At 41.1% G+C, this 23,428-nt stretch carries 17 protein-coding genes and 1 riboswitch; of the genes, 5 read left to right on the top strand and 12 right to left on the bottom strand.

Annotation, left to right across the window (positions count from 1 at the left end; all coding sequences use genetic code 11):
• Window positions 1-32: 32 nt before the first annotated feature.
• From PFJ30894_RS03805 to PFJ30894_RS03785, 5 genes are all read right to left on the bottom strand, one after another.
• Window positions 33-557, bottom strand: a complete 525-nt coding sequence (locus PFJ30894_RS03805) for a flavodoxin family protein (RefSeq protein ID WP_125669104.1) — start codon at window positions 555-557, stop codon at window positions 33-35.
• A 123-nt stretch (window positions 558-680) separates the two neighbouring features.
• Window positions 681-1,622, bottom strand: a complete 942-nt coding sequence (locus tag PFJ30894_RS03800; RefSeq protein WP_167457021.1) for an ABC transporter substrate-binding protein — start codon at window positions 1,620-1,622, stop codon at window positions 681-683.
• A gap of 61 nt (window positions 1,623-1,683) precedes the next feature.
• Window positions 1,684-3,795 carry a TonB-dependent receptor plug domain-containing protein gene (locus PFJ30894_RS03795; RefSeq protein ID WP_167457020.1) on the bottom strand — a complete coding sequence of 704 codons (2,112 nt, stop codon included), beginning with the start codon at window positions 3,793-3,795 and terminating at the stop codon, window positions 1,684-1,686.
• Between the two features lie 138 nt (window positions 3,796-3,933).
• A riboswitch (cobalamin riboswitch) is annotated at window positions 3,934-4,104 on the bottom strand.
• A gap of 219 nt (window positions 4,105-4,323) precedes the next feature.
• Complete coding sequence (locus tag PFJ30894_RS03790; protein ID WP_125669103.1) at window positions 4,324-5,316, bottom strand: type II asparaginase; 993 nt, start codon at window positions 5,314-5,316, stop codon at window positions 4,324-4,326.
• Window positions 5,317-5,445: 129 nt separating this feature from the next.
• On the bottom strand, window positions 5,446-6,906 hold the full coding sequence (locus tag PFJ30894_RS03785; RefSeq protein ID WP_113077972.1) for a sodium:solute symporter family transporter: 1,461 nt from the start codon (window positions 6,904-6,906) through the stop codon (window positions 5,446-5,448).
• 228 nt (window positions 6,907-7,134) lie between these two features.
• Here PFJ30894_RS03785 and PFJ30894_RS03780 point away from each other — a divergent pair, with 228 nt between their 5' ends.
• The 4 genes from PFJ30894_RS03780 to PFJ30894_RS03765 all read left to right on the top strand — a co-directional run bounded on the left by PFJ30894_RS03780 (window position 7,135) and on the right by PFJ30894_RS03765 (window position 12,518).
• The gene (locus PFJ30894_RS03780) at window positions 7,135-8,799 is read left to right on the top strand and encodes a histidine kinase (RefSeq protein ID WP_125669102.1); all 1,665 of its coding nucleotides are present in this window, start codon (window positions 7,135-7,137) and stop codon (window positions 8,797-8,799) included.
• A 1-nt stretch (window position 8,800) separates the two neighbouring features.
• Complete coding sequence (locus tag PFJ30894_RS03775; protein ID WP_167457019.1) at window positions 8,801-9,541, top strand: LytR/AlgR family response regulator transcription factor; 741 nt, start codon at window positions 8,801-8,803, stop codon at window positions 9,539-9,541.
• A gap of 145 nt (window positions 9,542-9,686) precedes the next feature.
• On the top strand, window positions 9,687-10,856 hold the full coding sequence (locus PFJ30894_RS03770) for an iron-containing alcohol dehydrogenase (protein ID WP_113077969.1): 1,170 nt from the start codon (window positions 9,687-9,689) through the stop codon (window positions 10,854-10,856).
• 102 nt (window positions 10,857-10,958) lie between these two features.
• Window positions 10,959-12,518 carry a hypothetical protein gene (locus PFJ30894_RS03765; RefSeq protein ID WP_113077968.1) on the top strand — a complete coding sequence of 520 codons (1,560 nt, stop codon included), beginning with the start codon at window positions 10,959-10,961 and terminating at the stop codon, window positions 12,516-12,518.
• A 63-nt stretch (window positions 12,519-12,581) separates the two neighbouring features.
• Here PFJ30894_RS03765 and PFJ30894_RS03760 read toward each other — a convergent pair whose 3' ends face one another.
• The 7 genes from PFJ30894_RS03760 to PFJ30894_RS03730 form a co-directional block, all read right to left on the bottom strand.
• Window positions 12,582-13,844 (bottom strand): Nramp family divalent metal transporter, encoded by a 1,263-nt coding sequence (locus PFJ30894_RS03760; protein WP_125669100.1) that lies wholly within the window; start codon window positions 13,842-13,844, stop codon window positions 12,582-12,584.
• A gap of 163 nt (window positions 13,845-14,007) precedes the next feature.
• Entirely contained in the window at window positions 14,008-14,535 is a 528-nt protein-coding gene (gene nrdG, locus PFJ30894_RS03755; protein WP_113077966.1) for an anaerobic ribonucleoside-triphosphate reductase activating protein, read from the bottom strand.
• Between the two features lie 16 nt (window positions 14,536-14,551).
• Window positions 14,552-16,678, bottom strand: coding sequence for an anaerobic ribonucleoside-triphosphate reductase (gene nrdD, locus PFJ30894_RS03750; protein WP_021717521.1), 2,127 nt, complete (start codon window positions 16,676-16,678; stop codon window positions 14,552-14,554).
• Window positions 16,679-17,043: 365 nt separating this feature from the next.
• Window positions 17,044-17,484, bottom strand: a complete 441-nt coding sequence (locus tag PFJ30894_RS03745) for a PaaI family thioesterase (protein WP_125669099.1) — start codon at window positions 17,482-17,484, stop codon at window positions 17,044-17,046.
• Between the two features lie 24 nt (window positions 17,485-17,508).
• A complete protein-coding gene (locus PFJ30894_RS03740) occupies window positions 17,509-18,873 on the bottom strand; it encodes an MmgE/PrpD family protein (RefSeq protein ID WP_125669098.1) in 1,365 nt (454 codons plus the stop codon).
• A 42-nt stretch (window positions 18,874-18,915) separates the two neighbouring features.
• Window positions 18,916-20,568 carry an acyl-CoA mutase large subunit family protein gene (locus tag PFJ30894_RS03735; RefSeq protein ID WP_125669097.1) on the bottom strand — a complete coding sequence of 551 codons (1,653 nt, stop codon included), beginning with the start codon at window positions 20,566-20,568 and terminating at the stop codon, window positions 18,916-18,918.
• 33 nt (window positions 20,569-20,601) lie between these two features.
• Entirely contained in the window at window positions 20,602-22,101 is a 1,500-nt protein-coding gene (locus tag PFJ30894_RS03730; RefSeq protein WP_046430697.1) for a succinate CoA transferase, read from the bottom strand.
• 440 nt (window positions 22,102-22,541) lie between these two features.
• Here PFJ30894_RS03730 and PFJ30894_RS03725 point away from each other — a divergent pair, with 440 nt between their 5' ends.
• Complete coding sequence (locus PFJ30894_RS03725) at window positions 22,542-23,423, top strand: LysR family transcriptional regulator (RefSeq protein WP_021717516.1); 882 nt, start codon at window positions 22,542-22,544, stop codon at window positions 23,421-23,423.
• Window positions 23,424-23,428 lie beyond the last annotated feature (5 nt).

The raw sequence follows: 23,428 nt of genomic DNA, 5'->3' as shown, positions 1-23,428 counted from the left end.
TACCCAGTATTTTCTAAAAATCCATACAAATTTTATTTATAAAACCTGTCATAAAAAGTGATAAATTTTTGTATATACTCTCCTGCAGCTTGCAAATCTGCTTCATCAGGATGAGTACTTGCGTCCTTCCACCGTTTTTTACTTTCTTCCGTAGGTGCATGCGAATGTCCTTCAGGCATCTTCATCATTGTTTCGATCAGCTTCGGATCAATCGCACCGCGAATAGATAAAGTGCCTACTACTTTACAGCCGGTGCTTAAATATCTGCCGGCATTGGCTAATGAGCTGATCCCGTGCTCAGAGTAAGCTTCTGCTCCCAACGTTTGAAAAAGTACGACTTTTTTATTATCCAAAGTCTGCAAAAACTCCTGCATATCCTTATCGGGTTCACCTTTATCGACCCAATAACCAGCAAAAATAACCTTATAATCATCTACTGCCGGCACCTGCTTCACAGCAGCAAGGTCACAGCGTTCTCCTGCCACTTCATAAAATTTCTTTGCAACTTTCTCTGTATTGCCGGTTTTACTGGAATAAACAATCAAAAAATCTTTCATAAATTTTCATTCCTTTCATATTACGTTTGCTGAAATAACATTGTTCCATGAAGTTAGCCTTAGCTTACTTATGTTGTCATTATAAACCATAATTCAAAATCTTGCCAAAATAATTTTTTAGCCTTATTCCTGCAGCTTCGATGCCATATATTCTACAGCCTGAGAGTATCTAAGTCCTGGATTCAAAAGAAATAATTCATCCGGCAAATAATATACTGCATTATTTTTTACTGCCGTTATTGATTCCCAGGCAGGACTGCTCATAACGTCATTTTGCAAACGCACTTCAATATCGTTTTTATCTCCCATTGAGGTAATAAAAATTATTTCCGGGTCTTTTTCTATTAAGAATTCCAGATTATAAGGAGCTTTATCAGACATCTGTTCACCAGTTGGAGCAGTTACACTCTGAATGTCCTGGACAATATTATGTAGTTGCAATAACTTGGCAACACAGCCAGCAATACTATTTTCCTTCTCTAATGTCACATTTTGTGCGCTGCTGTGTAAAATAGCAACCCTTTTAGTATTTTTAGGAAGCTGCTTAACTGTATTCTGTACTTTTTTGTCAAGCTCTGATGCAATTTTTAGCCCTTTCTCTTTCTGGCCAGTCAGTTCACCTAAAATTTTTATACTATGTTTGACATCTTCATAAGTTTTTAAATTTAAAACTACTACAGGAATACCATTTGCTTCAAAAAGTTGGATGTATTTTTCATGCATCCCCTTATAAGCGACAATCAAATCAGGCTTCAATTCTACTACTTTTTCAGTATTGATATTAAAAATAAAGCCAACAACAGCAGCATTTTTGGCAAAATCAGGAGTCCTGACAATTGTGGATTCCGCCCGTCCTACAACATTTCCATCTAAAACTTCCAAAAGTTCTAAAAAAGAAGGTGACAGAACTACGATCCTTTCAGGCTTTTTGGAAAAAGCAACCTGCCTGCCATTATCGTCCGTTATTTTCATCAACCCGCTATCTTTATGAATTTCTTTTGAAGTGCAGCCATACATAGTTACTGAAACTGCCAACAAGCACAGCATTAAAATTATTTTTTTCATATCATAACTCCATTTAAAATATCTAGCAGGCATTAAGCCCGCTAGATATTTCTACTATGTATTAAAATTTATATTCCATACCAACTCTATACAAACGTCCTAAATTTCCATCAGCATAAGCGCCAAAATTCCTATGATTACTTATGTTATCGATCCCCAAATAAATCTTGGCATCTTTAGTAAGGTGTTTTGATGCCATAATATTAGCAATAGTAAAATTCTTAGTAGAATATACAGAATTCCCCATTGTACTCTTATCTGCGTTGTGATAATAATAATTTAGATTAGAAACAATATCAAAACTGCAATCCCATGCATAAATATTTTGCGGTTGATAAGATACACCAAAAGTTAACTGATGCTTAGCACGATCAGTTAAACGCGTTCCGCCTGTCTTATCTTTAGCCTCTAAATAAGTATAACCAAAATTCATAAAAATATTTTTCCCTAATTCATGCGAACCATAAAATTCTACACCCTGTAATGTTGCCTTTGGTACATTCCGATAAGTCATAACCTGATCTCTACCAAGTCCCGGATAGCTATTGGGATCATCATCAGTAAATCTGCCTGTCCAGTATGAACTTATCAAATCCTTAACGTCATTGCGGAAAATTCCTAAATGAGCTGTAGTTTTATCTCCCCAGTCCTTCTCCACAGCTAATTCATAACTTAAAGATTTTTCCGGTTGCAAATCTGGATTACCCTCAAAAAACTGTCCTGAGCCACCCGGATTAGCAGCGTACATCTCCCAAAAATGGTACAACTCATTAACTGTAGGAGTTTTATACCCTTGACCGATAACAGCCTTCACACGTATGTCTTTAGCCGCATTATAAGTAGTTGCCAAACGGCTTGTTATTTCACTGCCAAATTTATCACTGTAATCATAACGTACAGAAGGAATAATCAACCATTTTTCATCAGGTTTAAATTCATCCTGAACATATACGGCAGTATAATTAATAGCCGCTTCATCATAAGCATTATATGCACTGCCTCCAGCTACAGGAGTACCTTTCTTCTTTAATCTGGTCCCTTCACTGTTATCCCGGCGGTACTCCAGCCCTGCCGTTAAATAATGTTTATCTCCCATATGCCATGAATCGTGACCTTCAATAACACTCAAGGTCCTTTTTACAGTATCAATCTTAGGATCTTTAACAGTTATTGTTCCAGGTTTGCCGCCCGTAAACATTTGCGTAACATCCTGACTTGTATAACGTTTATCATAAACCGATTGATAAGCTCTGATAATCCAGCTTTGCTTTTCATCATCACCTTTATAGGTCAGTGAATAATCTGTACGTTTGTTATCATTATAAATAGTAGATTTTTTATTTTGCCAGACTTCACCCGGCCTCATAACTGTTACAGATGAACTACCCTTCTGATTATCCTCTTTAATCCTGCTGAAATCGGCAGATAATTGATTTCCATTATCAAACTTATAACCTACACTTAAAGATATCGGTTGTTCCTTTCCATAAAAATTCATTTCATCTCCGCTGCCTGCTGGATCCATATAAGGCCTATTATTATTCAAGCCAGCATTTAACTTATAGGATACATTTTTTTCAACCCCCTGCAGATAAACATTAGACTTGTAGCCAGCACCTTTACCATTTTCATACCAGCCATATTCATAATTGATACTACCGGCATTTTTTTCCGGAGTTTTTGTAATTACATTGATAACCCCCGCCATAGCATCACTGCCATACAAAGCTCCGGCTGGACCTCTGATAATTTCTACACGTTCCACATCCTCCATGCGAATACGATCAACGTCCCAGGCATTAGCGGAATTATAGGAAAGTTCCCCACCCAAACGCTTACCGTCTACCATAATTAAAACATGCCTTGACTCACTGCCGCGAATACTGACATTACTGCGTCCCTGAAAATCATTAAAGACGTTTACTCCCAACGCAGATTTTAAAGCGTCACGCAACGTTTTCGCCTGTGTTTCTTCCAATTTTTTGCTGCTGACAATTTCTACAGCCGAGGGGCTTTCCTTCACGCTCATCTCCGTCCTTGTAGCAGTAATGACCATAGGGTCAAGTGTAAAACTTTCTGTAACTTCTTCAGCATGAGCAGTAACACCACTAAACAAAAAACTTGAACCAATCAGTGTAAATATCAATGACCTTTTCTTTACAAATCTTCTCACCTTTAACCACATCCATTTCCCATATTATTTCTACATTTATTCAAAAGCTTTTGCCCTTGAAACAAAATAAAACGCTCTTCTGCATATAAATACAGAAAGGCGTCAAATAATTGCGCAATCCCATCAATCGCAGGAATTTTATAGCGTCAAAATCAGGCAGTTCTTCTGGCTCTGCTTCATCGCTCGTCTTGCCTTCCCAGTTTCCCAGTGACATTTTAAGACTAACTCTGCATTACAGCTGCGGGACAGCACAGGTTTTACACCTGTTTCTCTATTAAGCATTACTGCACCTGATCTTATATATTTATTGTTTTATACAACTATTTAGAATTTTTACTTATTTGTTTATATAATTGTTTTGATAAATATTCCTATTATTTTTATTTTATCATCAAGTAGTCCCCCCTGTCAAGCGCTCGTCCGCATCGAGCGGACGGCACCTGACGCTGCGCTTATTCAAAAGATTTATTTCTTCTGATACAAAGAAAACACCGCTTGTTTAAACAAGCGGTGTTTTACTATTATTTCTTAATATTCATCAAACATTCTTTGAATTTCCTCTGGACTTTTCGTTCTAAGCAGCGCCAATTGCAGAAGTATTCTGGCTTTCTGCGGATTAAGACTGTCCGCAGCTATAAATTTGTTATTAGTATCGTCTGCACTCCGGCTTACGATACCATTACCGACCCTCGTACTGCGTACTACAGGAATACCACTTCGAGCAATCTTGATCAGGGCAGGCTTTATATTAATATGCAGATTCCCGTGACCAAAGGCTGCAATAACTATTCCCAGCGCCCCAGCCGAAACTGCCGCTCTTACTAAAATATCATCACAGTTTACGTGCAGATAGACGATATCAACTCGCGGCAGAGCAGTTACTTTACTGATATCAAACTCAGCTGCTGCCGTATGCCGACGCAGACTTGCTTTATAGAAAATAGGTTTCCCATTTTGAAAATAGCCTAAATATCCCAGTTCCCACGATTTAAATGTTTCCACATGTGTAGTATTGGTTTTAGTTGCATCACGAGCCCCATTAATTTGATCATTCATTGCAATCAATACGCCCTTACCAACCGCCTCTTGCGAACCGGCTAAAGCAACTGCATTCAGCAGATTGACAGGACCATCGGCACTCATCGCTGTTGCCGGACGCATAGCGCCAACTAAAACCACCGGTTTCTCACTTTTAACAGTTAAATTTAGAAAATATGCTGTTTCTTCCAGCGTATCTGTACCATGTGTAATAACAATACCATTGACTTCCGGCTGTTGCAGAAGTTCACTGACCCTACGGCTTAATCTCAGCCAGATATCATCAATCATATCAAAACTGCCGATATTGCAGAACTGTTCACCAGTTACATCCGCAACTTCAAGCATTTCCGGAACAGCATTTATCAAGGTCTGAATACCTATTTCACCAGCCTGATAGCCTGTCATTTCTGTATTAGAGCCTGCTCTACCGGCAATAGTTCCACCAGTTCCCAGAATTACGACTTTTGGTTTCCTCATCATTTACACCTGCCTCAATACCATTTTTCTAAAAGGATATATGAAACTATAAGTGTCAATACACAACCTACGGCCCAAACTGTTAGCATCGGACTTGCCCACAACATTTTTCATCACATCCTTTACTTTTGATCACATTTCTGTTATTCGCTGTTTCTTTTTATTAGAAGACAGTAGCCACATTACCGCAAAACTGACGATCAACCCCCAGGCACCGGCTGCCATAACGCTTTTTTCAATATTAGTAAACAGATAAACAACCATGTAAGTTGCTTCTCCTGCAATCGCTCCCCAGATAGCGGCAGTAGCATTAATACGTTCAGGCCAGATAATAGCAATCAGCATCGGTGCTAATGTAGCTGAAGCGACACCAGAAATGCCAATCCAGACCATGACTCCCATAAATTGCGGTGGATGCAGTGTCATCAAAACACAAATAATCCCAAAAACTGCCGGCAATATCTTCGTCATCATAAATGCGATCCTCTGAGCTTTTTCCTGCGGAATATTTATGATTTTACGTTTAACCAACGTTTTAATAAAAAGATCATTAGCAATACAGGTTGTCATAACCAAAAGCAGACCACAGGCTGTCGACATCAATGCCGCTACAATCGAAACCGCAAGCAGCGTGCTGATAATGGGATGAAAATAAGCTCTGACATATTCTACTACCGCATAGTCAGGCTGCTGCAGATCAGGATTCAGTGCCAGCATATACAAACCGCCAAAAATTACCAACATACAGCAGAATGAGGCAACAATCCAAGTCCAGATCATTTTTTTCATATCTTTAGGATCTTTTAATGCTAAAATTTTTGTCAGCAGCTGCGGTTGTCCAGAAAAAGCAAATTCAATCAAAATAACACCGAAAACAGTAGCGTAGCTGTACATATGTAATGATTTAGGATTAATGACCGCAGTCAACAGTGGATCACGCGCAGCAATGATCGTACTGACTTCTGTAATGCCGCCCTTGAAGAAAAAGAATCCTGACAAGAAAACAATCACACCAGCAAACATCATCAAACAAGTCTGACCAATACTTGTATAAACATCCGCAAACAAACCACCTAAGGTGACATAAACAATAGTAACTACAGTTACCGCAATAACGGCAGTACTGTAATCAATATCCAAAAGGCCTGATAAAAGCGTACCGCCTGCCGATAATTGACCAGCCACATAAAACATCTGAATCATAACGATAATAGAAACCAACGCCCTCAAAAAGTCACTTTTATACATTTCTCCCAGCCAGTCCGGCAATGATAAAGCTTTAATTTTAGTGTTACTGTCACGCACACCTTTTGCAATAACGATAAACCCTAATGTAGACCCGCCAAAAATAGCTAAAAATATCCATAAAGCGGAAGCCCCCCAGGCGTAAGCGTATCCGACATACCCCAGAAAAGTAGCAGCACTAAAGAAAGAGGCGGCAAAAGCCAATCCTAATGATATCGGTCCCATACTTTCGCTGGCAACCGCAAAATCACTTAACCCTTTTATTTTTTTAGAGCCAATAAAACCCACATAAATAACAAATATCGTATAAAGAGCAAACCCAACATAAAGACACGTTTTCAAATCCATAATAAATTTCTCCTTTCGCGCTTATTAGCTACTATCCCCCTTCCATAATAGAATGGATGCATTTCTTGTATGTATAACTAAATTTTTATATAATGAACTTAATCTGATAAATTCAACCAATTTCCTAAATTTAAAATAACATAAAATGCAACTTTTAGGATAAAAATGAACTCAAGATGACAAAATCTGCAATAAGATGCATGATTTTGCCTTTATAAGGAGCAATTCATGCTGAACTTTCTTTACCAAACAATGAGTCATTTATGGTTTGGACTAGCAGTATTTTTAATTATTTTCTTTATCTGCAGCCGAACCGCGTTTTTTCAAACAACCTTATTTCAACAAAATTATTCGTTAAAAAACAAGCTACATATTATTGCGTTTTTTTCGTTGCTAGGCATCCTCAATACTTACTGGTCTTTATATGGCGAAAGCTGGCTTATCAACACCAGTTCCATCTTTATTATCGTAGCTGGTCTAGTCAGCGGTCCTTTAATCGGTTTCTGTACAAGTCTGCTCATCTCTGTTCACTATGTTTTGTTTATCCATACCAAAGCTGCTCTCGTGAGCGGCTGCTTTTTCCTAGTAGAAGGGCTACTGGCAGGACTTTTATCACACTGGTTCAAACAAAAAAAAGAACTGCTGCCTCACGCTATCGGCGTAAGTTTTATTTTCGCTTCCAGCCATATCATTTTACTCGCCTTATTTTGTTATCCCCACACATTTACACCATCAATTGAAGATTGTGCTCTCCAGGTAATGATCACGACAGCTTTAGGTACCGGTTGTTTTATCGGTCTTATCATGGACAGTTATAAACAGAAGGATATTCTTGAAGGGCTGGCGGCAAAAATTGCACTGAATGTTACTAATAGTTCAATTTCTATTTTGCAGAATGGTTTCGATCAAAATGCCGCCCAAAAAATTACGGAAAGCATCCTGCAAAACGTCAAATCCTTTGACGTTGTCTGTATTACCTCTAACTATCAGCTGCTTGGCTGCGCAGCCTGTGAACAAGAACAGCCATTTCTTGACTACCTGCAGAGAGACCTGGAAACACTGCTATCAGAAAAATTTTGCCTGAACAATAAAAAGCTTACTGTACTTACTTCTTATCAGGCTTTGCCGCTGGCAAACGATACTGCCACGATTGGTTATCTTTGTGTGGGACATATAGTTGCAGAAAAAATGACTGCCTTTGAAACAAAGCTGGCTGAAGGTATCGCAACAATGCTTTCTACGCATATCGAAATCAATCAGATCAAAGAACGTACTAAACTGCTGGCCAATGCTGAAATAAAAGCTCTACAGGCACAGATCAATCCGCATTTTTTATTCAATGCCCTAAATACGATCAGCTATTATTGCAGCGTACAGCCTCAGACAGCTAAAAAACTTATCAATTATCTGGCTGATTATTACCGCCAAAACCTTGCTGATCCAAATACATTAATTTCCCTGCGGCAGGAACTGCAGCACATCAATGCCTATATTAATATTGAAATAGCACGTTTCGGCGACAAACTAAAAATAAATTATGAAATTGATGACACAGCCTTTTTTAAGGTTCCAGCCCTGATTTTACAGCCAATAATTGAAAATTCTGTCAAACATGGTCTACGGTCAAAATTAGATGGCGGCACTATCACTATAACAGTCAGCCAAGATACAGAATATTTTTTTATATCCGTGCATGACGATGGCATTGGCATTCCTGAAGCAAAACTGGCTTCGCTGCTTCTTGATATCCCTGGCCGTAAATCCATTGGCCTGACTAATATACATAAACGTCTAATGGCAATTTACGGCCCGGACAACGGTCTTCATATAGACAGTACATATGGTACAGGTACTACCGTCAGTTTTAAAATACCAAAGCAAGAGGAGGATTGAAATGCTAAAAATAGTTATCGCAGATGATGAATTTCCGTCCCGCCAAGAACTGCGAGCCTTACTGGAAACTAACAGCAATTTGGAGATCATTGCTGAATGTGAACATGGAGAGGCAGTACTTGATTATTTTTCAAACAATACTGCTGACGCTGTTTTTTTAGATATTGAAATGCCAGTATTAGACGGACTGGCCGTTGGCGAGAAACTTAAAACTTTGCCCAACCCTCCGAAAATAATTTTTTCCACAGGCTTCGATCAATTCGCAGTACGAGCCTTCGAACTTGAAGCTTTCGATTACATTCTTAAGCCCTATACTAAGACACGCCTGCAGGCAACTGTTATAAAATTGCAAAAAGTTTTGCAGAATCAATCTCAGCAGCAGTTGCCATCCCGCTGTAATTTTCCTATCAAGCTCTCTATTTGGAACAACAATAAACTTTTAGTCTTTAATCCCAAAGAAGAAATTTATCTTATCAAAACAGATACCAGTAAAAAAATACTGATCTATACCAATAAAGGTATTCTGGAATCAAACCTGCCTTTAAAAACTTTGGAAGAAAAACTACGTCCCTGCGGTTTTTTGAGAACTCACAAAAGCTATATTGTCAATATGAATAAAGTGCGCGAAATCATTCCCTGGTTCAATGACACTTATATACTGACCGTTGAAAACTGCCTGGAAAAGGAAATTCCCGTATCACGGCACTTTATTCAAAGTTTTAAAACTTTCCTCAATTTATAGCCATTTGGGTTCCCAACTCCATTTACTAAATGTTTCCTTAAATTTACAATTATTTAACTTTTTATATTCCTACTAACCTTGTAGAATTTAGTTAAAATGTTATAATGAAAGTATCAAGGCAAATTATTTTAGGAGGTGTCAAGCTATGGCACGATTTACTTTACCACGTGACATTTATTATGGCTCGGGTGCAATCGACGAATTAAAAAATCTGAAAGGCTACAAAAAGGCAATGATCCTCACCGGTGGCAGTTCTATGAAACGGGGCGGTTTTTTGCAGAAGGTCGAAGATATCCTGCATGAAATCGGTGTGGAAACCCAGCTTTTCGAAGGCATCGAACCAGATCCGTCTATCGAGACCGTCTTTAAAGGTGCCGCAGCCATGCGCAAATTCCTTCCTGACGTTATCGTCGCTATCGGCGGCGGTTCACCTATAGATGCGGCGAAAGCCATGTGGGTCTTTTACGAGCACCCCGAAGCAACCTTTGAAGAAATCAAGAAACCTTTCAATATACCCAAACTCAGGAATAAGGCTATTTTCGTAGCAATTCCTTCTACAAGCGGTACGGCAACAGAAGTAACTGCATTCTCGGTCATTACTGATTACTCTACTAATATAAAATATCCGCTGGCAGATTTTGAAATCACGCCGGATATTGCTATTTTGGATACCGATATCCCTCTGACCATGCCGAAAACTTTGACTGCTCATACAGGTATGGATGCTTTGACCCATGCAATCGAAGCTTATGTCGCGTCTGCACGCAGCGATTTCTCTGACCCGCTGGCACTTAAAGCTATTAGTGATATTTATGACAGTTTGATTGACAGCTATTATGGTGATAAAAATGCACGAGGCAAAATGCATATTGCTCAATGCCTGGCTGGGATGGCTTTCTCGAATGCACTTTTAGGTATAGCCCACAGCCTGGCCCATAAAACCGGTGCGATGTTCGATATCCCGCACGGCTGCTGTAATGCGATCCTGCTACCGTCTGTTATCCAATATAATGCCAAAGTTTGTGCTGACAGATATGCAACTATAGCGCGTATGCTGGGACTTACCGGTAATACAGATAAACAGCTGACTGATGCACTTATCGATTCAATCAAAGAATTGAACAAAAAACTTGGTATCGCCCAAACCTATAAAGAAAACGGCGTCAGCGAAGAATTATTCAAACAACATATAGATGAAATCGCCGCCAATGCAGTATTGGATCCCTGCACTGGTTCTAATCCGAGAAAAATTGATGCTGAAGGTATGAAGAAGGTTCTGACCTGTGCTTATTACGGTGAACCCGTAACATTCTAAAATAAACAGCAAAATACCCTGCTCAGGCAGGGTATTTTTTTCTGTCAAGAATAGCCTTATATGGTATAATAGGCATAATTTTAAAATTAAGGGATGAACTTTATGGATAAAAATGAACACAGTATTTTTGCTTATGTAATGGATCAGCTAGATGAAAATGGCATCTATCAAGGAGGTGCCTTGATAGATGATCCGACTCCGTCATTACCACGGCCATTAGGAAGCGATGATGCCTATATATATACTGCCGAAATGCCGCCTGACTTGCCAGGTGCTGAAGCCGTCTGCAGTATGCTGCTGGCTTATGCTGATGAACCTTCTGCTACTGCAAAAGCGGTTCTTGAAGAAGCATTGATAAAAATTTTATGTGTCAGTGTTTGTGATCCGCTTGTAGAACTGCTGTCAGAAGACGAAGTTCCCGAACCACTGCTTGCTTTAGCCGAAGACTGGCTGTATACAGCGCATAAACGTGAGCTTGTTAAATATGCAATCGTCATCTTAGCAGTCTTTGGACTGGAGAAGCTGCGCAAAGAACATTCCGAAAACCTTTGGGATGATTTAGTCGATCTTTGCCGCTGTGAAGAATTCACTTTTTTCCTTACCTTTGCCTACCGTATCAATAATATTGCACCACAGGACGAGCTATGGGAACTTGTTCGCTCTACCAGAGGCTGGGGACGTATATTCACCCTCTATGATCTTGAATGCACTACAGAAGAAGAAGAAATTTGGCTGCTTCGGCACGGTTGTGAAATCGAAATCGATTATGCTCCGATTTGTCTGGTAGTAATGCGTAAGGGACAGTTATTACACCATTTGCATAAAGAGCAGCTGGACTATAAAACTTACCGTGGCTGTCTTTTGATCATTAATAATTTTATTATGATGCTTGACCGTTACTATATTGGAAACAGTGATCCAACTTATATTGATATCAGCGGTATCGATTCTAAGACTCTGATCAGCGAGCTTCTGCGCCATGCTGAACGATATGATAAAACTCCTGCTGACCTGATTGGAATAATAAACATTTCCATTGGACTGCAAAAGCTTATCACCGACAGCAACTGGGCAGCATTACCTTCTAACGCCAGCCACGAACTGGTAAGCCGCTGTGAAAAACTGATTTACAGCCGCGACTGGTATGAGGAAGTGCAAGCACAATTATTCAAAGAAGATGGCAGCGTAAATTACACTACTGCTGAATTTGCCTTTGAACTGGATATTGATATATGGGAACGTCTTTTCGATTATCTTAAGCAGCACCCTCTGGAAAGTGCTTTGTTTCCTTATCTTCTAGGCTTTGAAAACGATGAACGTCCCCAGAAAGTATTGACTTTTATCGAAAAAAACATCAATACCTATACACAATCAGAAACAGCGCTTTTGATCCCGCTGAAATACCTGGAAACGCACCCTGGTACCGGAGTTCCTATAGTCACAGCCGCTTTGACCTCTATTTACGATTGGCCGCGCGGCGCTGCTTCTATCATTCTTGAAGAATGGGGACACGAACAGCTTACACCAGCATTGCGGGCGGCACTTATCACAGCACGCAGACTTAGCCAGCATCCGTTGATTACTATGCGCATAGATGCCTTACTGGAAAATAAACCGTTCAGCGTTGCTACCATGCTGGAGCAGCTGGGCAATAAAAACTGACAGATTAATAATTAAAACGGTTCAGCTAAGCTGAACCGTTTTAATTCATACCGCATCATTATTTTATTGCAAACTAACATATAAAAGATACAAATTGAGTGCTGTAACAATAAATCCTACCGCATAAAGCAGACCTTTAGTAAAAGGCTTATTAGCATAAGTCCCCATTACTTTTGGTGAAGAAGTGAGCCAAATCTGCATAAATACAGTCAACGGAAGCTGCACACTAAGCAGCATCTGGCTGACGATCAATCCCCAGAAGGGATCATTGATGAAATATAAAACGATAACAGCAGGAACAAATGTCAGCAGCAAACCAACACGTGAATGAATATCCTTCATATCGTAAGATTCACCGAACATACCTGAAAAAATAGTAACACCTGCCATACCCGCCGTTGTTGTAGAAGCAATCCCTGCAAAAAGCAGTGCTATTGCAAAAATATGTGCTGCATTCTCACCTAAAAGCGGCACCAGCAGCTCCTGAGCCTGCTGTAATTCACTGACACTAACTCCATGAACAAAAAATGTTGCAGCGGCCAGCAAAATCATGGCACTGTTGATTGCCCAGCCGATACTCATAGAAAATAAAGTATCGACAAATTCAAAACGCAGCTGTTTTTCCATCAATGCCTTATCTTCCAGGTTCCAATGCCTGCTTTGAATAATTTCAGAATGCAGAAATAAATTATGCGGCATAATTACAGCACCTAAAATACTCATTACCACCAGCATCGAGCCTGCTGGAATATTAGGCACAGTCCAGCTGACAACGGCCTGCGGCCAATCAACATGTACCATTGAAATTTCAAATAAATAAGACATGGCAATAACAGAAACAAAACCCGCTATCCATGTTTCCAAACGACTGTAGGAATTTGTCCACAACATCAGTGTGCAAACGACAGCGGTAATCACAGCACCAGCCATAATTGGAATGCCAAACAACATATTAAGTGCAATCGCCGCACCCAAAATTTCAGCTAAAGCAGTTGCCTGCGCCGCCATAATAGCAGTAACCAGAATTGGACGTGAAATACGCTTAGGTAAAAATCTTGTCGCTGCTTCCGATAAACATTCACCTGTGACGATGCCCAGATGAGCTACATTATGCTGCAGCAAAATCAACATCAGAGTTGATAACGTTACGACCCACAGCAAAGCATACCCGTAATCGGCGCCGGCCGCCAAATTAGCAGCCCAGTTTCCTGGATCGATAAATCCCACCGTTACCAAAATACCAGGTCCGATAAAACGCAAAAGTTCTTTCGCTTCTTTACTTTGCTTGTGAATCTGTGAAAGTTTATTTTTAAACACATTTAACATGCACTTCACTCCACATCAAAATTAAAATTATTATCTATTGATAATATTATAAAGCTATTTAATTGAAGAGACAAGCTACGCAAATTATATATTTTAATTATTTAGTTACGATATCATACAAAAAACCCCTCCCATATTATTATATGTGGAAGGGGTTTTAATTTTAATAAGCTTCTGACCATAAAACCAGTTCATCACCATACAGCGATTTTTTTAAATCAATAACGCGCTGGTTAGAACTGCCTCGAAAACGCAGATTGGGATTTTTTAAATCGAGCTTAAATTCGCCGTCTACTAAAACGTCTATATAAGAAAGCAACTCCTCAGTAACCGGCCAATCACATAAACGACCCGTAAGAAGATCCTGTTCAAAATCATACCCGGTATAACACCAGATCGTTTTTTCAGGATAAGCCTTACGTACCTTACGCAGCAACGGCAAAAGTGCCTGTTGATTAGACGGCTCAAAAGGCTCGCCGCCCAAAAGCGAAAGCCCGCGGATAAACCAGGGCTCCAATCCTCTGACGATTGTATCTTCCTCTGTTTCTGTAAAAGGAGCACCATAATTAAAGTCCCATGCTTCCGGGTTAAAACACCCTTTGCACTGGTGAGTGCAGCCGCTGACGAACAGCGACACACGCACTCCCGGCCCATTGGCGGTATCATGGGTCTTTATCGTAGCGTAATTCATTTATAACGCCTCCCGCTTACAGATGCAGGACGCGGGATTTGATTTCTTTAGTCTTACCCACGTTCCAGAAATTTTCACCTAAATAGCCACAAGTACGGCGAGTAACATTCATTAAAGTCTGATTTTTATTACCACAGTTAGGGCACTCCCATTCCAAATCATCGTTGATGATAATCTCACCATCAAACCCGCACACATGGCAGTAATCTGATTTAGTATTAAATTCAGCATATTGAATATTGTCATAAATAAAGCGAACAACATCTTCCATTGCTTCCAGGTTATGGCGCATATTAGGAATTTCGACATAGGAAATAGCGCCGCCCGAAGAAATACGCTGGAACTGGCTTTCAAAATTGAATTTACTAAAGGCGTCGATATCCTCACGAACATCTACGTGGTAAGAATTAGTATAATAGCCTTTATCCGTTACATCGGCAATAGTACCAAACCGTTCTTTGTCAATACGGGCAAAACGATAGCACAATGATTCAGCAGGCGTACCATATAAGGCAAAACCTAACCCTGTTTCTTTTTTCCATTTATCACAGGCAGCACGCAGATATTTCATCACGCGCAAAGCAAATTCTTCCCCTTCAGGTGTTGTGTGGCTGACATCTTTCATTAACTTAGTCATTTCGTACAAACCAATATAACCGAGTGAAATAGTAGAATAGCCTTTTTCCAGATATTTATCAATAACTTCGCCTTTTTCCAAGCGTGCAATCGCTCCATACTGCCAATGTACAGGACTGACGTCACTGCGAATACCCTTTAATGAGTTATGACGGCACATCAAAGCTTCATAACAAAGCTGTAAGCGTTCATCCAGCAATGGCCAGAATTTTTCTTCGTCGCCATGTGCCAAAATAGCCACCTGAGGCAAATTCAAAGATACGACACCCTGATTGAAACGGCCTTCGAATTTGTAATTGCCTTCGTCATCCTTCCATGCAGCCAAAAAACTACGGCAGCCCATCGGTGCGAAAACATTTCCTTCATAATTCTCACGCATTTTTTTAGCAGAGATATAGTCAGGATATAAACGTTTAGCGCTGCATTTTACAGCCAGCTTAGTAATATAATCATACTTGCCGCCCTTCAGGCAGTTATGTTCATCAAGCACATAAACCAGCTTCGGGAAAGCAGGCGTTACAAAAACGCCTTTATCATTTTTAATGCCTTCCAACCGTTGCCGCAGAATCTCTTCTACTATCATTGCATTTTCTTCCAGATATTCATCGTCCGCCTGCAGATTAAGGAAGATAGTGACAAACGGAGATTGTCCGTTTGTTGTCATCAAAGTATTAATCTGGTATTGAATTGTCTGCACACCGCTGCGCAGCTCATCCTGCAAACGTCTTTTTGTAAGGCGCTCTACAACTTCATCAGCAACACTGTCACCGACCTCAGCTTTGATCGTCAGTTTGAATTTTTCATAGCTGCGGCGCAGATATTTGCCTAAATGACGAATATCGACAGACTGCCCACCATACTGGCTGCTGGCTACTGAAGCGATGATCTGAGTCATTACTGTACAAGCCACCTGAAAACTTTTCGGGCTTTCGATCAGTTTACCGTTCATTACAGTGCCGTTATCCAGCATATCGCCAACATTGATCAGGCAACAGTTGAAAATAGGCTGTACGAAGTAATCAGCATCGTGAAAATGGATAGCGCCCTCATCATGGGCTTTAGAAATCTTCTCCGGCAGGATCAGACGGCGGGTCAGGTCCTTGGAAACCTCGCCGGCAATCAGATCGCGCTGAGTAGAAGCCATAACAGCATTTTTATTAGAGTTTTCCTCCATAACATCTTTATTACTGTTACGGATCAGAGATAAAATGGATTCATCAGTCGTGTTAGCCTTACGCACCAAAGCGCGAGTATAGCGGTAAATAATATAAGACTTGGCCAGGTTGAATTTCCCCTCGTCCATAAGCTGATGCTCTACCATATCCTGTATATCTTCAACCAAAAGACGCATGCGGTTTTTACTTTCCACATAATGAGCGATAGCTTCGATACGTTCCTGATCGATACGGTCTTCCGGTTCGACTACCTGATTGGCTTTCTGGATAGCAACTATAATCTTGCTGCTGTCAAAATCGGCAGTACTGCCATCACGTTTGATTACTTTCATAACTGACGCCTTCTTTCATAATTTCTTATCGTTAACGCCAAACAAAAATTATTATTTATGCGTAAAATTTACATTATCATCATAGCACAGCGCATTGTTAATGTAAAGCCAAAAATTACTAGATGTTGTGTTTTATTTTGCACATGCAACCATATTTGGTAGAAAACTTTCTTTTGCAATATTTAAATAAGGTCTCAAAAATACTACTTTCGGTATCGAAATAAACACAAAAAAGACGGCTTAAGCCGCCTTTTTTAGAAAATCATAGCAAACTGTACACTCTTACAAAATTGCCTTCTGCTAATGCCCAAACAGCAATATTTAACTGCAACGACACAACAGCCGAATAATACTCCCTGCTCTTATTACCATTTTTCAGGAATCCCAGCGAATGTATCCACTACAATCATCGCCGCTGTAGCCTTAGCCACCAGGGTATCATTGTCCAGATCACGCACTTCGATATTGATGGTTACCAATCTGTCGTCAGCGTGTGTTATCCGTGAAGTAGCGCTGATCGTCGTACCCACCGGTGCGCCTTTGATAAAATCTGTAGCAATAGTTGATGTCACTACCCTTTTACCTATCGTTGCACCTGCAATGCCTGTAGCATTATCAGCCAGCGTTGCAACCAGTCCTCCATGCGCCATACCATTAAGATTAGCATGCCGCTTAGGATCTACTTTTACTGCAACTGTAGCGCTGCCGCAAGACATATCTACGATGTAAATGCCGCACTCCTGCATAAAATTATTATGCGAATAAATTTCGCTGACCTTTGCTTTGATCTTTTCCGCTTCAACCACAGGGAGTTCCTCCTTAACGCCGTCTTATGCCAGACATTCAGCCAGGTCTGCTGCAAAATCTGCGCTTGCTTCCAGATTATCGATAAGCCCGCACAGCTTGGCCGTTTTTTCTTCGCCGTAAACAGGAGCAGCCAAAGACATAAATTTTGCAACACTTTCATCCCAGCTCATCGGATTAGGCGGATCTCCTTTCGGAAAATCTACCTGTAACTCCAATACTCGCCCATCTTTACAGCGAACGATAAGCTTTGATGCCAGTTTTGCAGCATCAGCAGCATGTACCGCCTCGATCGCAGCATCACGCATGACCTTGGTCTTCGCCATCAAGCTACGGACTTCAGCATCACCAATAACTTCCGTCAGGAAGCGATCAACACCCATATCGCCGTATTTGAGCATCCCGGCAACACAATATTGGATACTGAACTTGCAGCCATACGGATTTTCAGGTTGAGGATTATTGATCAGAAAATCAGTGATCTCATTGACTAAAATCTCTATCGCTTCAACATCATCAGGCTTCAATCCATGCTCAGTACGCAGCACCTGCATCGCATACAGCGCGGCATGAGAATGTTTACAGCAGGCATAAGGTTTGAACGAATTATTATCAATCTTATATATACCATCATTCAGCCCATCCGTCAATTTTTCCAAATGCGGCTCTGTGACCATAGCCCGGCAAAAGCCTTTTTCTCCTTCCAATATCTTTGTCGCACCAGTAAAACCAGCACGGGCCAGATATGCTGAAAGTACGCCGGCATATGAACTTTTACCGGCATGCAGAGTTTTGCTCATTGCGCCCTCTTTCAAAAATTCCCACAACCCTGCCGCCTGTGTACCAGCACTGCCAAGACATTGCAGCGTCGCAGCCGCATCAAGACCTAAAACCTTCGCTGCCGAAGCGGCAGCGCCTAAGGTACCTGCTGTACCAGTAGTATGCCAGAAGAAATAGGACTCAGGGATAACGGATTCGCCTACGCGGCCGCCAACCTCATATCCTGCTACTACAGCTGCCAACATATCTTTACCGCTTTTATGCTCCGCCTCAGCAATGGCAAATACCGGCGGTACAACTACTGTAGCCAGATGTATAATAGATGGATTATGAAGGTCATCAAAATCAAGGGAATGGGAAGCGCTTCCATTACAAAATGCAGCATTTAAAGCAGTAGTTTGTTCCGTCTGTCCAGCCAAAACTGTAGACTGTGCCTTACCACCGCCATCCAGCAGCAACTTACGAATGATTTGGATAGGTTTTTCCTGCGAACCGCGAATACAGACTCCCAGCCAATCTAAAATACACTGCTTTGTAATCCGAACAGTTTCCGGACTCAATTTATCATATTGTATGCTTGCCACAAAATCAGCCAATGCTTTCGTTGTCATAACAATCAACTCCGTTCTTTCACTCACAACCTGTCAGTCAGATCAGAACATGGAACCGTCCTGTCTATATTCTCCGAATATTTCTTTCATCACGCCGCATATTTCTCCCAAAGTGGCATAAGTTTTAACAGCGTCAATCAGATAAGGCATCAAATTTTCTTCGCCGGCGCAAGCTTGCTTCAGCGCCGTTAAAGCAACATCGACGGCTTTCTGATCACGTCCGTCTTTCATCTTTTCGACTTTGGCAATCTGGCGTTCAGCAACACTAAGGTCAGCAGTCAGAACATCCTGTTCCGCCAGTTGTTTATTATCAACAAACTTATTAACACCGACAACTATAGACCGTTTAGTTTCGATATCGCGTTGATCTTCATAAGCATGAGCCGACATTTCACCCTGCATATAGCCTTGCTCGATAGCAGCTACAGCACCGCCCATAGCATCAATTTTCTTGATATATTCATAAGCTTCTGCTTCCATCCTATCCGTCAGGGCTTCTACATAATAGGAACCTGCCAGCGGATCAATAGTATCGGTAATACCACTTTCATAAGCCAGCATCTGTTGAGTACGCAGTGCCAGAGTAGCCGACTCTTCAGTTGGCAAAGCAATCGCTTCATCATAAGCACAGCAGGCCATAGACTGAATACCGCCTAAAACGGCGGACAACGCCTGCCAGGTAATACGGGCTACGTTATTAAGCGGCTGCTGAGCAGTCAGAACACTGCCGGCAGTATGCACATGCACACGCAGCATCTGTGCTTTCGGTACTGTAGCACCATAACGTTCTTTCATAATGCGCGCCCACAAACGGCGTGCCGCACGGAATTTAGCAACTTCCTCAAACATATTAAGTCCGGCAGTAAAGATCCAGGAAATACCAGGAGCAAAATCATCTACCTTCTGTCCGGCCTTGATTGCCGCATCAATATAAGCCATCGCATTAGCAAATGCAAAAGCGATTTCCTGTACACAGGAAGCACCGGCTTCACGAATATGGTAAGCACCTACGCTGATCGTATTCCATTTTGGAATACTCTTAGAGCAATATTCAAAAGTATCTGTAATCAGCCGCATCGAAGGCCGTGGTGGGAAAATATATGTGCCACGGGCAATATATTCTTTTAAAATATCATTTTGAATGGTGCCTTTTAATTGTTCCGGCTTAACACCCTGCTGTTCGGCAACAGCAACGTACATCGCCAAAAGCACTGCAGCCGGGCCGTTAATAGTCATAGAAGTACTGACTTTATCCAAAGGAATACCTTCAAAAAGCTTTTCCATATCAGCCAGCGAATCAATAGCTACGCCAACTTTACCAACTTCACCATGCGAAAGCTCCGCATCGGAATCAAGTCCGATCTGTGTCGGCAGGTCCATAGCTACCGACAGGCCGGTTTGACCTGCTTCCAGCAAATATTTATAACGGGCATTGGTTTCCTCAGCTGTAGCAAAGCCTGCATAAGCGCGCATCGTCCACAACCGCCCACGATACATAGTCGGCTGTACGCCGCGTGTAAAAGGGTATTGTCCAGGGAACCCGCTTTTAGAGCAGTAATCAAAACCTTCTACATCCAAAGGAGTATACACGTGTTTTTCTTTAAATTCTTTTCTTTCAGGAAATTTGGCATTGGCTTTAGCAACCTTTGCTTCATAATCCGCCAGTCCCTGTTTGATTTCTTCATAATTAGTCATGTCATTGACCCCTTTCTCATTCCGCTTCGCTGTTTACAGCATAGTGCCGGTTTCATAAAATTTTTTCTGCATATCGAAACAATGTGCCAAATCAATTGGCATATGGGCGTTTTTTTGTTGTGCAAACCTCAGATATTCCAAAAGCTGCGGCCGAAAATCAGGGTGTGCGCAGTTATTTATGATAGCTTTAGCACGTTTGACGGGACTCAAACCACGGATGTCGGCCACACCCTGTTCAGTAATAAAAACCATCGTGTCATGTTCAGTATGGTCTGCATGAGTAACCATAGGTACTACACTGGAAATCGAGCCGCATTTCGCTGTAGACGGCGTTGAAAAAATCGTAAGGAAACCGTTACGCATATAATCACCGCTGCCTCCAATACCATTCATCATCGTGCAGCCCATAACATGCGTTGAATTAGCCTGCCCGTAGATATCAAATTCCAACGGCGTATTCATAGCAATAACTCCCAAACGCCTGATAACCTCGGGGTGATTACTGATATCAAGCGGTCTTAAAACAATACTCTTACGATACAAATCAGGATCTTCCTTGTACATCTCCCAAACCGAAGGCGAAGGAGTGAACGCGCAGCCGGAGGCTTTAGCTATCTTGCCCAGCTTGATCAGACGAAATACAGAATCCTGTAAAATCTCGGAATACATTTCCAGATTTTCAAATCTGGATTTGGCCAGTCCTAAAAGAACCGCATTGGCAATACTGCCGACACCGGACTGCAAGGGCAGCATTTTCTCCGGCAAACGTCCCATCTTTTGTTCATACTCTAAAAATTCCACCAAATTCTCAGCAATTTTGATGCTTGCTGCATCAGGAGCAGTCAAGTCACGCACATGATCCAAAATATCAGACTCCACGATACAATCGATACGATCGATACCGCATTCTACATAAGGTTTACCTATCCTGTCCCCCGCATGATAAATTGGAATCTCAGTTCTATTTGGCGGGATCGCCGGAATATAGATATCATGCATACCTTCCAGATTCAAAGGAATCGAAGTATTGACTTCGATAATGATTTTCTTGGCATGCTTCACAAAAATCGGCGCATTACCAACACCAGGACCTAAAATAATATTACCTTCTGCAGTAATTGCCGTAGCTTCAATGATAGCTACATCTACATCACCAAAAAACCCATAATCTACCTGCTGTCCGAAATGGCTCAAATGTTGGTCCACATATTCAATCTTGCCTTCATTGATGCCCTTTTTCATGCTTTTGTTGGACGCGGCATAATACGGCATCCTGCCTTTTATAGCGCCAACTGCCGCCAATTCCTCTTCAATTTCCGGACCAACAGAAGCGCCACTCCAGATATTGATACGGCAGCGTTTACCTTCTTTGATAGCTTTGGCTAAAGCTATCGTTGTTTTTTTAGGGTAGCCGGATGGGGTAAAACCACTGACGCCCACATTCATTCCATCAGTAATCAGCGCCGCAGCTTCTTCCGGAGTAACGATTTTGTCAAACAACTGCGGATTTCTTAATCTCGTGCTGTCTAACATTTTCATCCCTTCTTTCCCAGATTTAAATTTCTCATACACCTTTCTTCACTTTCAGTATAATTCCGGAAACTTATAACGTAAAATACCAAAAAGCAATAGAAAATATTAATTTATTTGATATGTTTAAATTTGGTTTTCGAGTTTAAAATTACACTTTTCTTTATTTCTATTCATAAAATTAAATTGATGTAATATTACTTTTATAAAAAATTCATTCTAACAACATTTGCCATTTTCATTGACAATATCTATCTTTAAACATCAAAATAATTGATATAATTTATAAGTTTTATTTATATGCTTATCTAAAGTTATAAAAATTTTTTCAGAAAAAGATAGGTTTAAGCTGCTTTATCATCTATAATGTAGTTAAACGATAAACAAACTACAGTTGGCTTAAACTTAAATCTATATTGCCAGTAACAGGAGGAGAGCAGACTATGGACATGGAATATTACCGCAATTTTATTGCCATCGTCGAAGCAGGAAGTCTTTCAGCGGCATCCAAGCGCGTACACGTTGCCCAGCCAGCCCTCAGTAATCAACTGAAGCTGCTGCAGAAAAAATTCGGCACTCAGCTAGTCAATATCCGTCGCGGCGTACATAATATAGAATTGACCAATGCCGGCTGCATTCTTTATAACAAAGCTAAATATCTCTGTTCGCTGGAAGATGATACCCAACGGGAAATATCGGACTGCGTCAACGGCTATACAGGTACTCTGCGAGTCAGCCTGTCGCCTTCGATGTCGATTTCCTTTATTCAAACTTACCTCAGCAAATTTTCCAAAGAATATCCGCAGATCAACTATGAGCTGTACGAAGTTTCCATCTTGGAACAAATCAATCAGATGCTGACCGGGAAAACGGAGATCGGCGTTGCCAATGCTCCGCTGACACAGGAAAGCCGGTTTGATACTATCTATACCAAGCAGGAGCGCCTTGTTGCAGTAATGCACAAAGACAATCCCTGGCTGCCGGCAGACGACAAAGCTCTGCTTTTGGCACATATGGAAGATATGCCCATCTGCCTGTCACGCGGCTGTTCGACTTTATTTTTAAACGTTTGTTCCGATTCCATGATCTTCCCGCAGATCCTGAGCATTAATTCTACTAAACTGTCTACAATAGCCTGGGCAAAAGAAAATGCCGGCATCGCCGTCGTACCAGCTTCACCGGGTGAAATTTTTGACAACGATCTGATTTGCAAGATCATCCGCGATGACAGACTATTCCTGAATAAAACGCTATCTATTGTTAAAGGACGTCCACTTTCCAATGTCGCCCAACTGTTTTTAAACTATTTTTCACAGCATTCCTAAGCTTC

Origin of the sequence: Phascolarctobacterium faecium, from assembly GCF_003945365.1 — a bacterium.
Taxonomy (GTDB): Bacteria; Bacillota; Negativicutes; order Acidaminococcales; family Acidaminococcaceae; genus Phascolarctobacterium; species Phascolarctobacterium faecium.
This window is presented reverse-complemented; position numbering and strand designations above follow the sequence as displayed.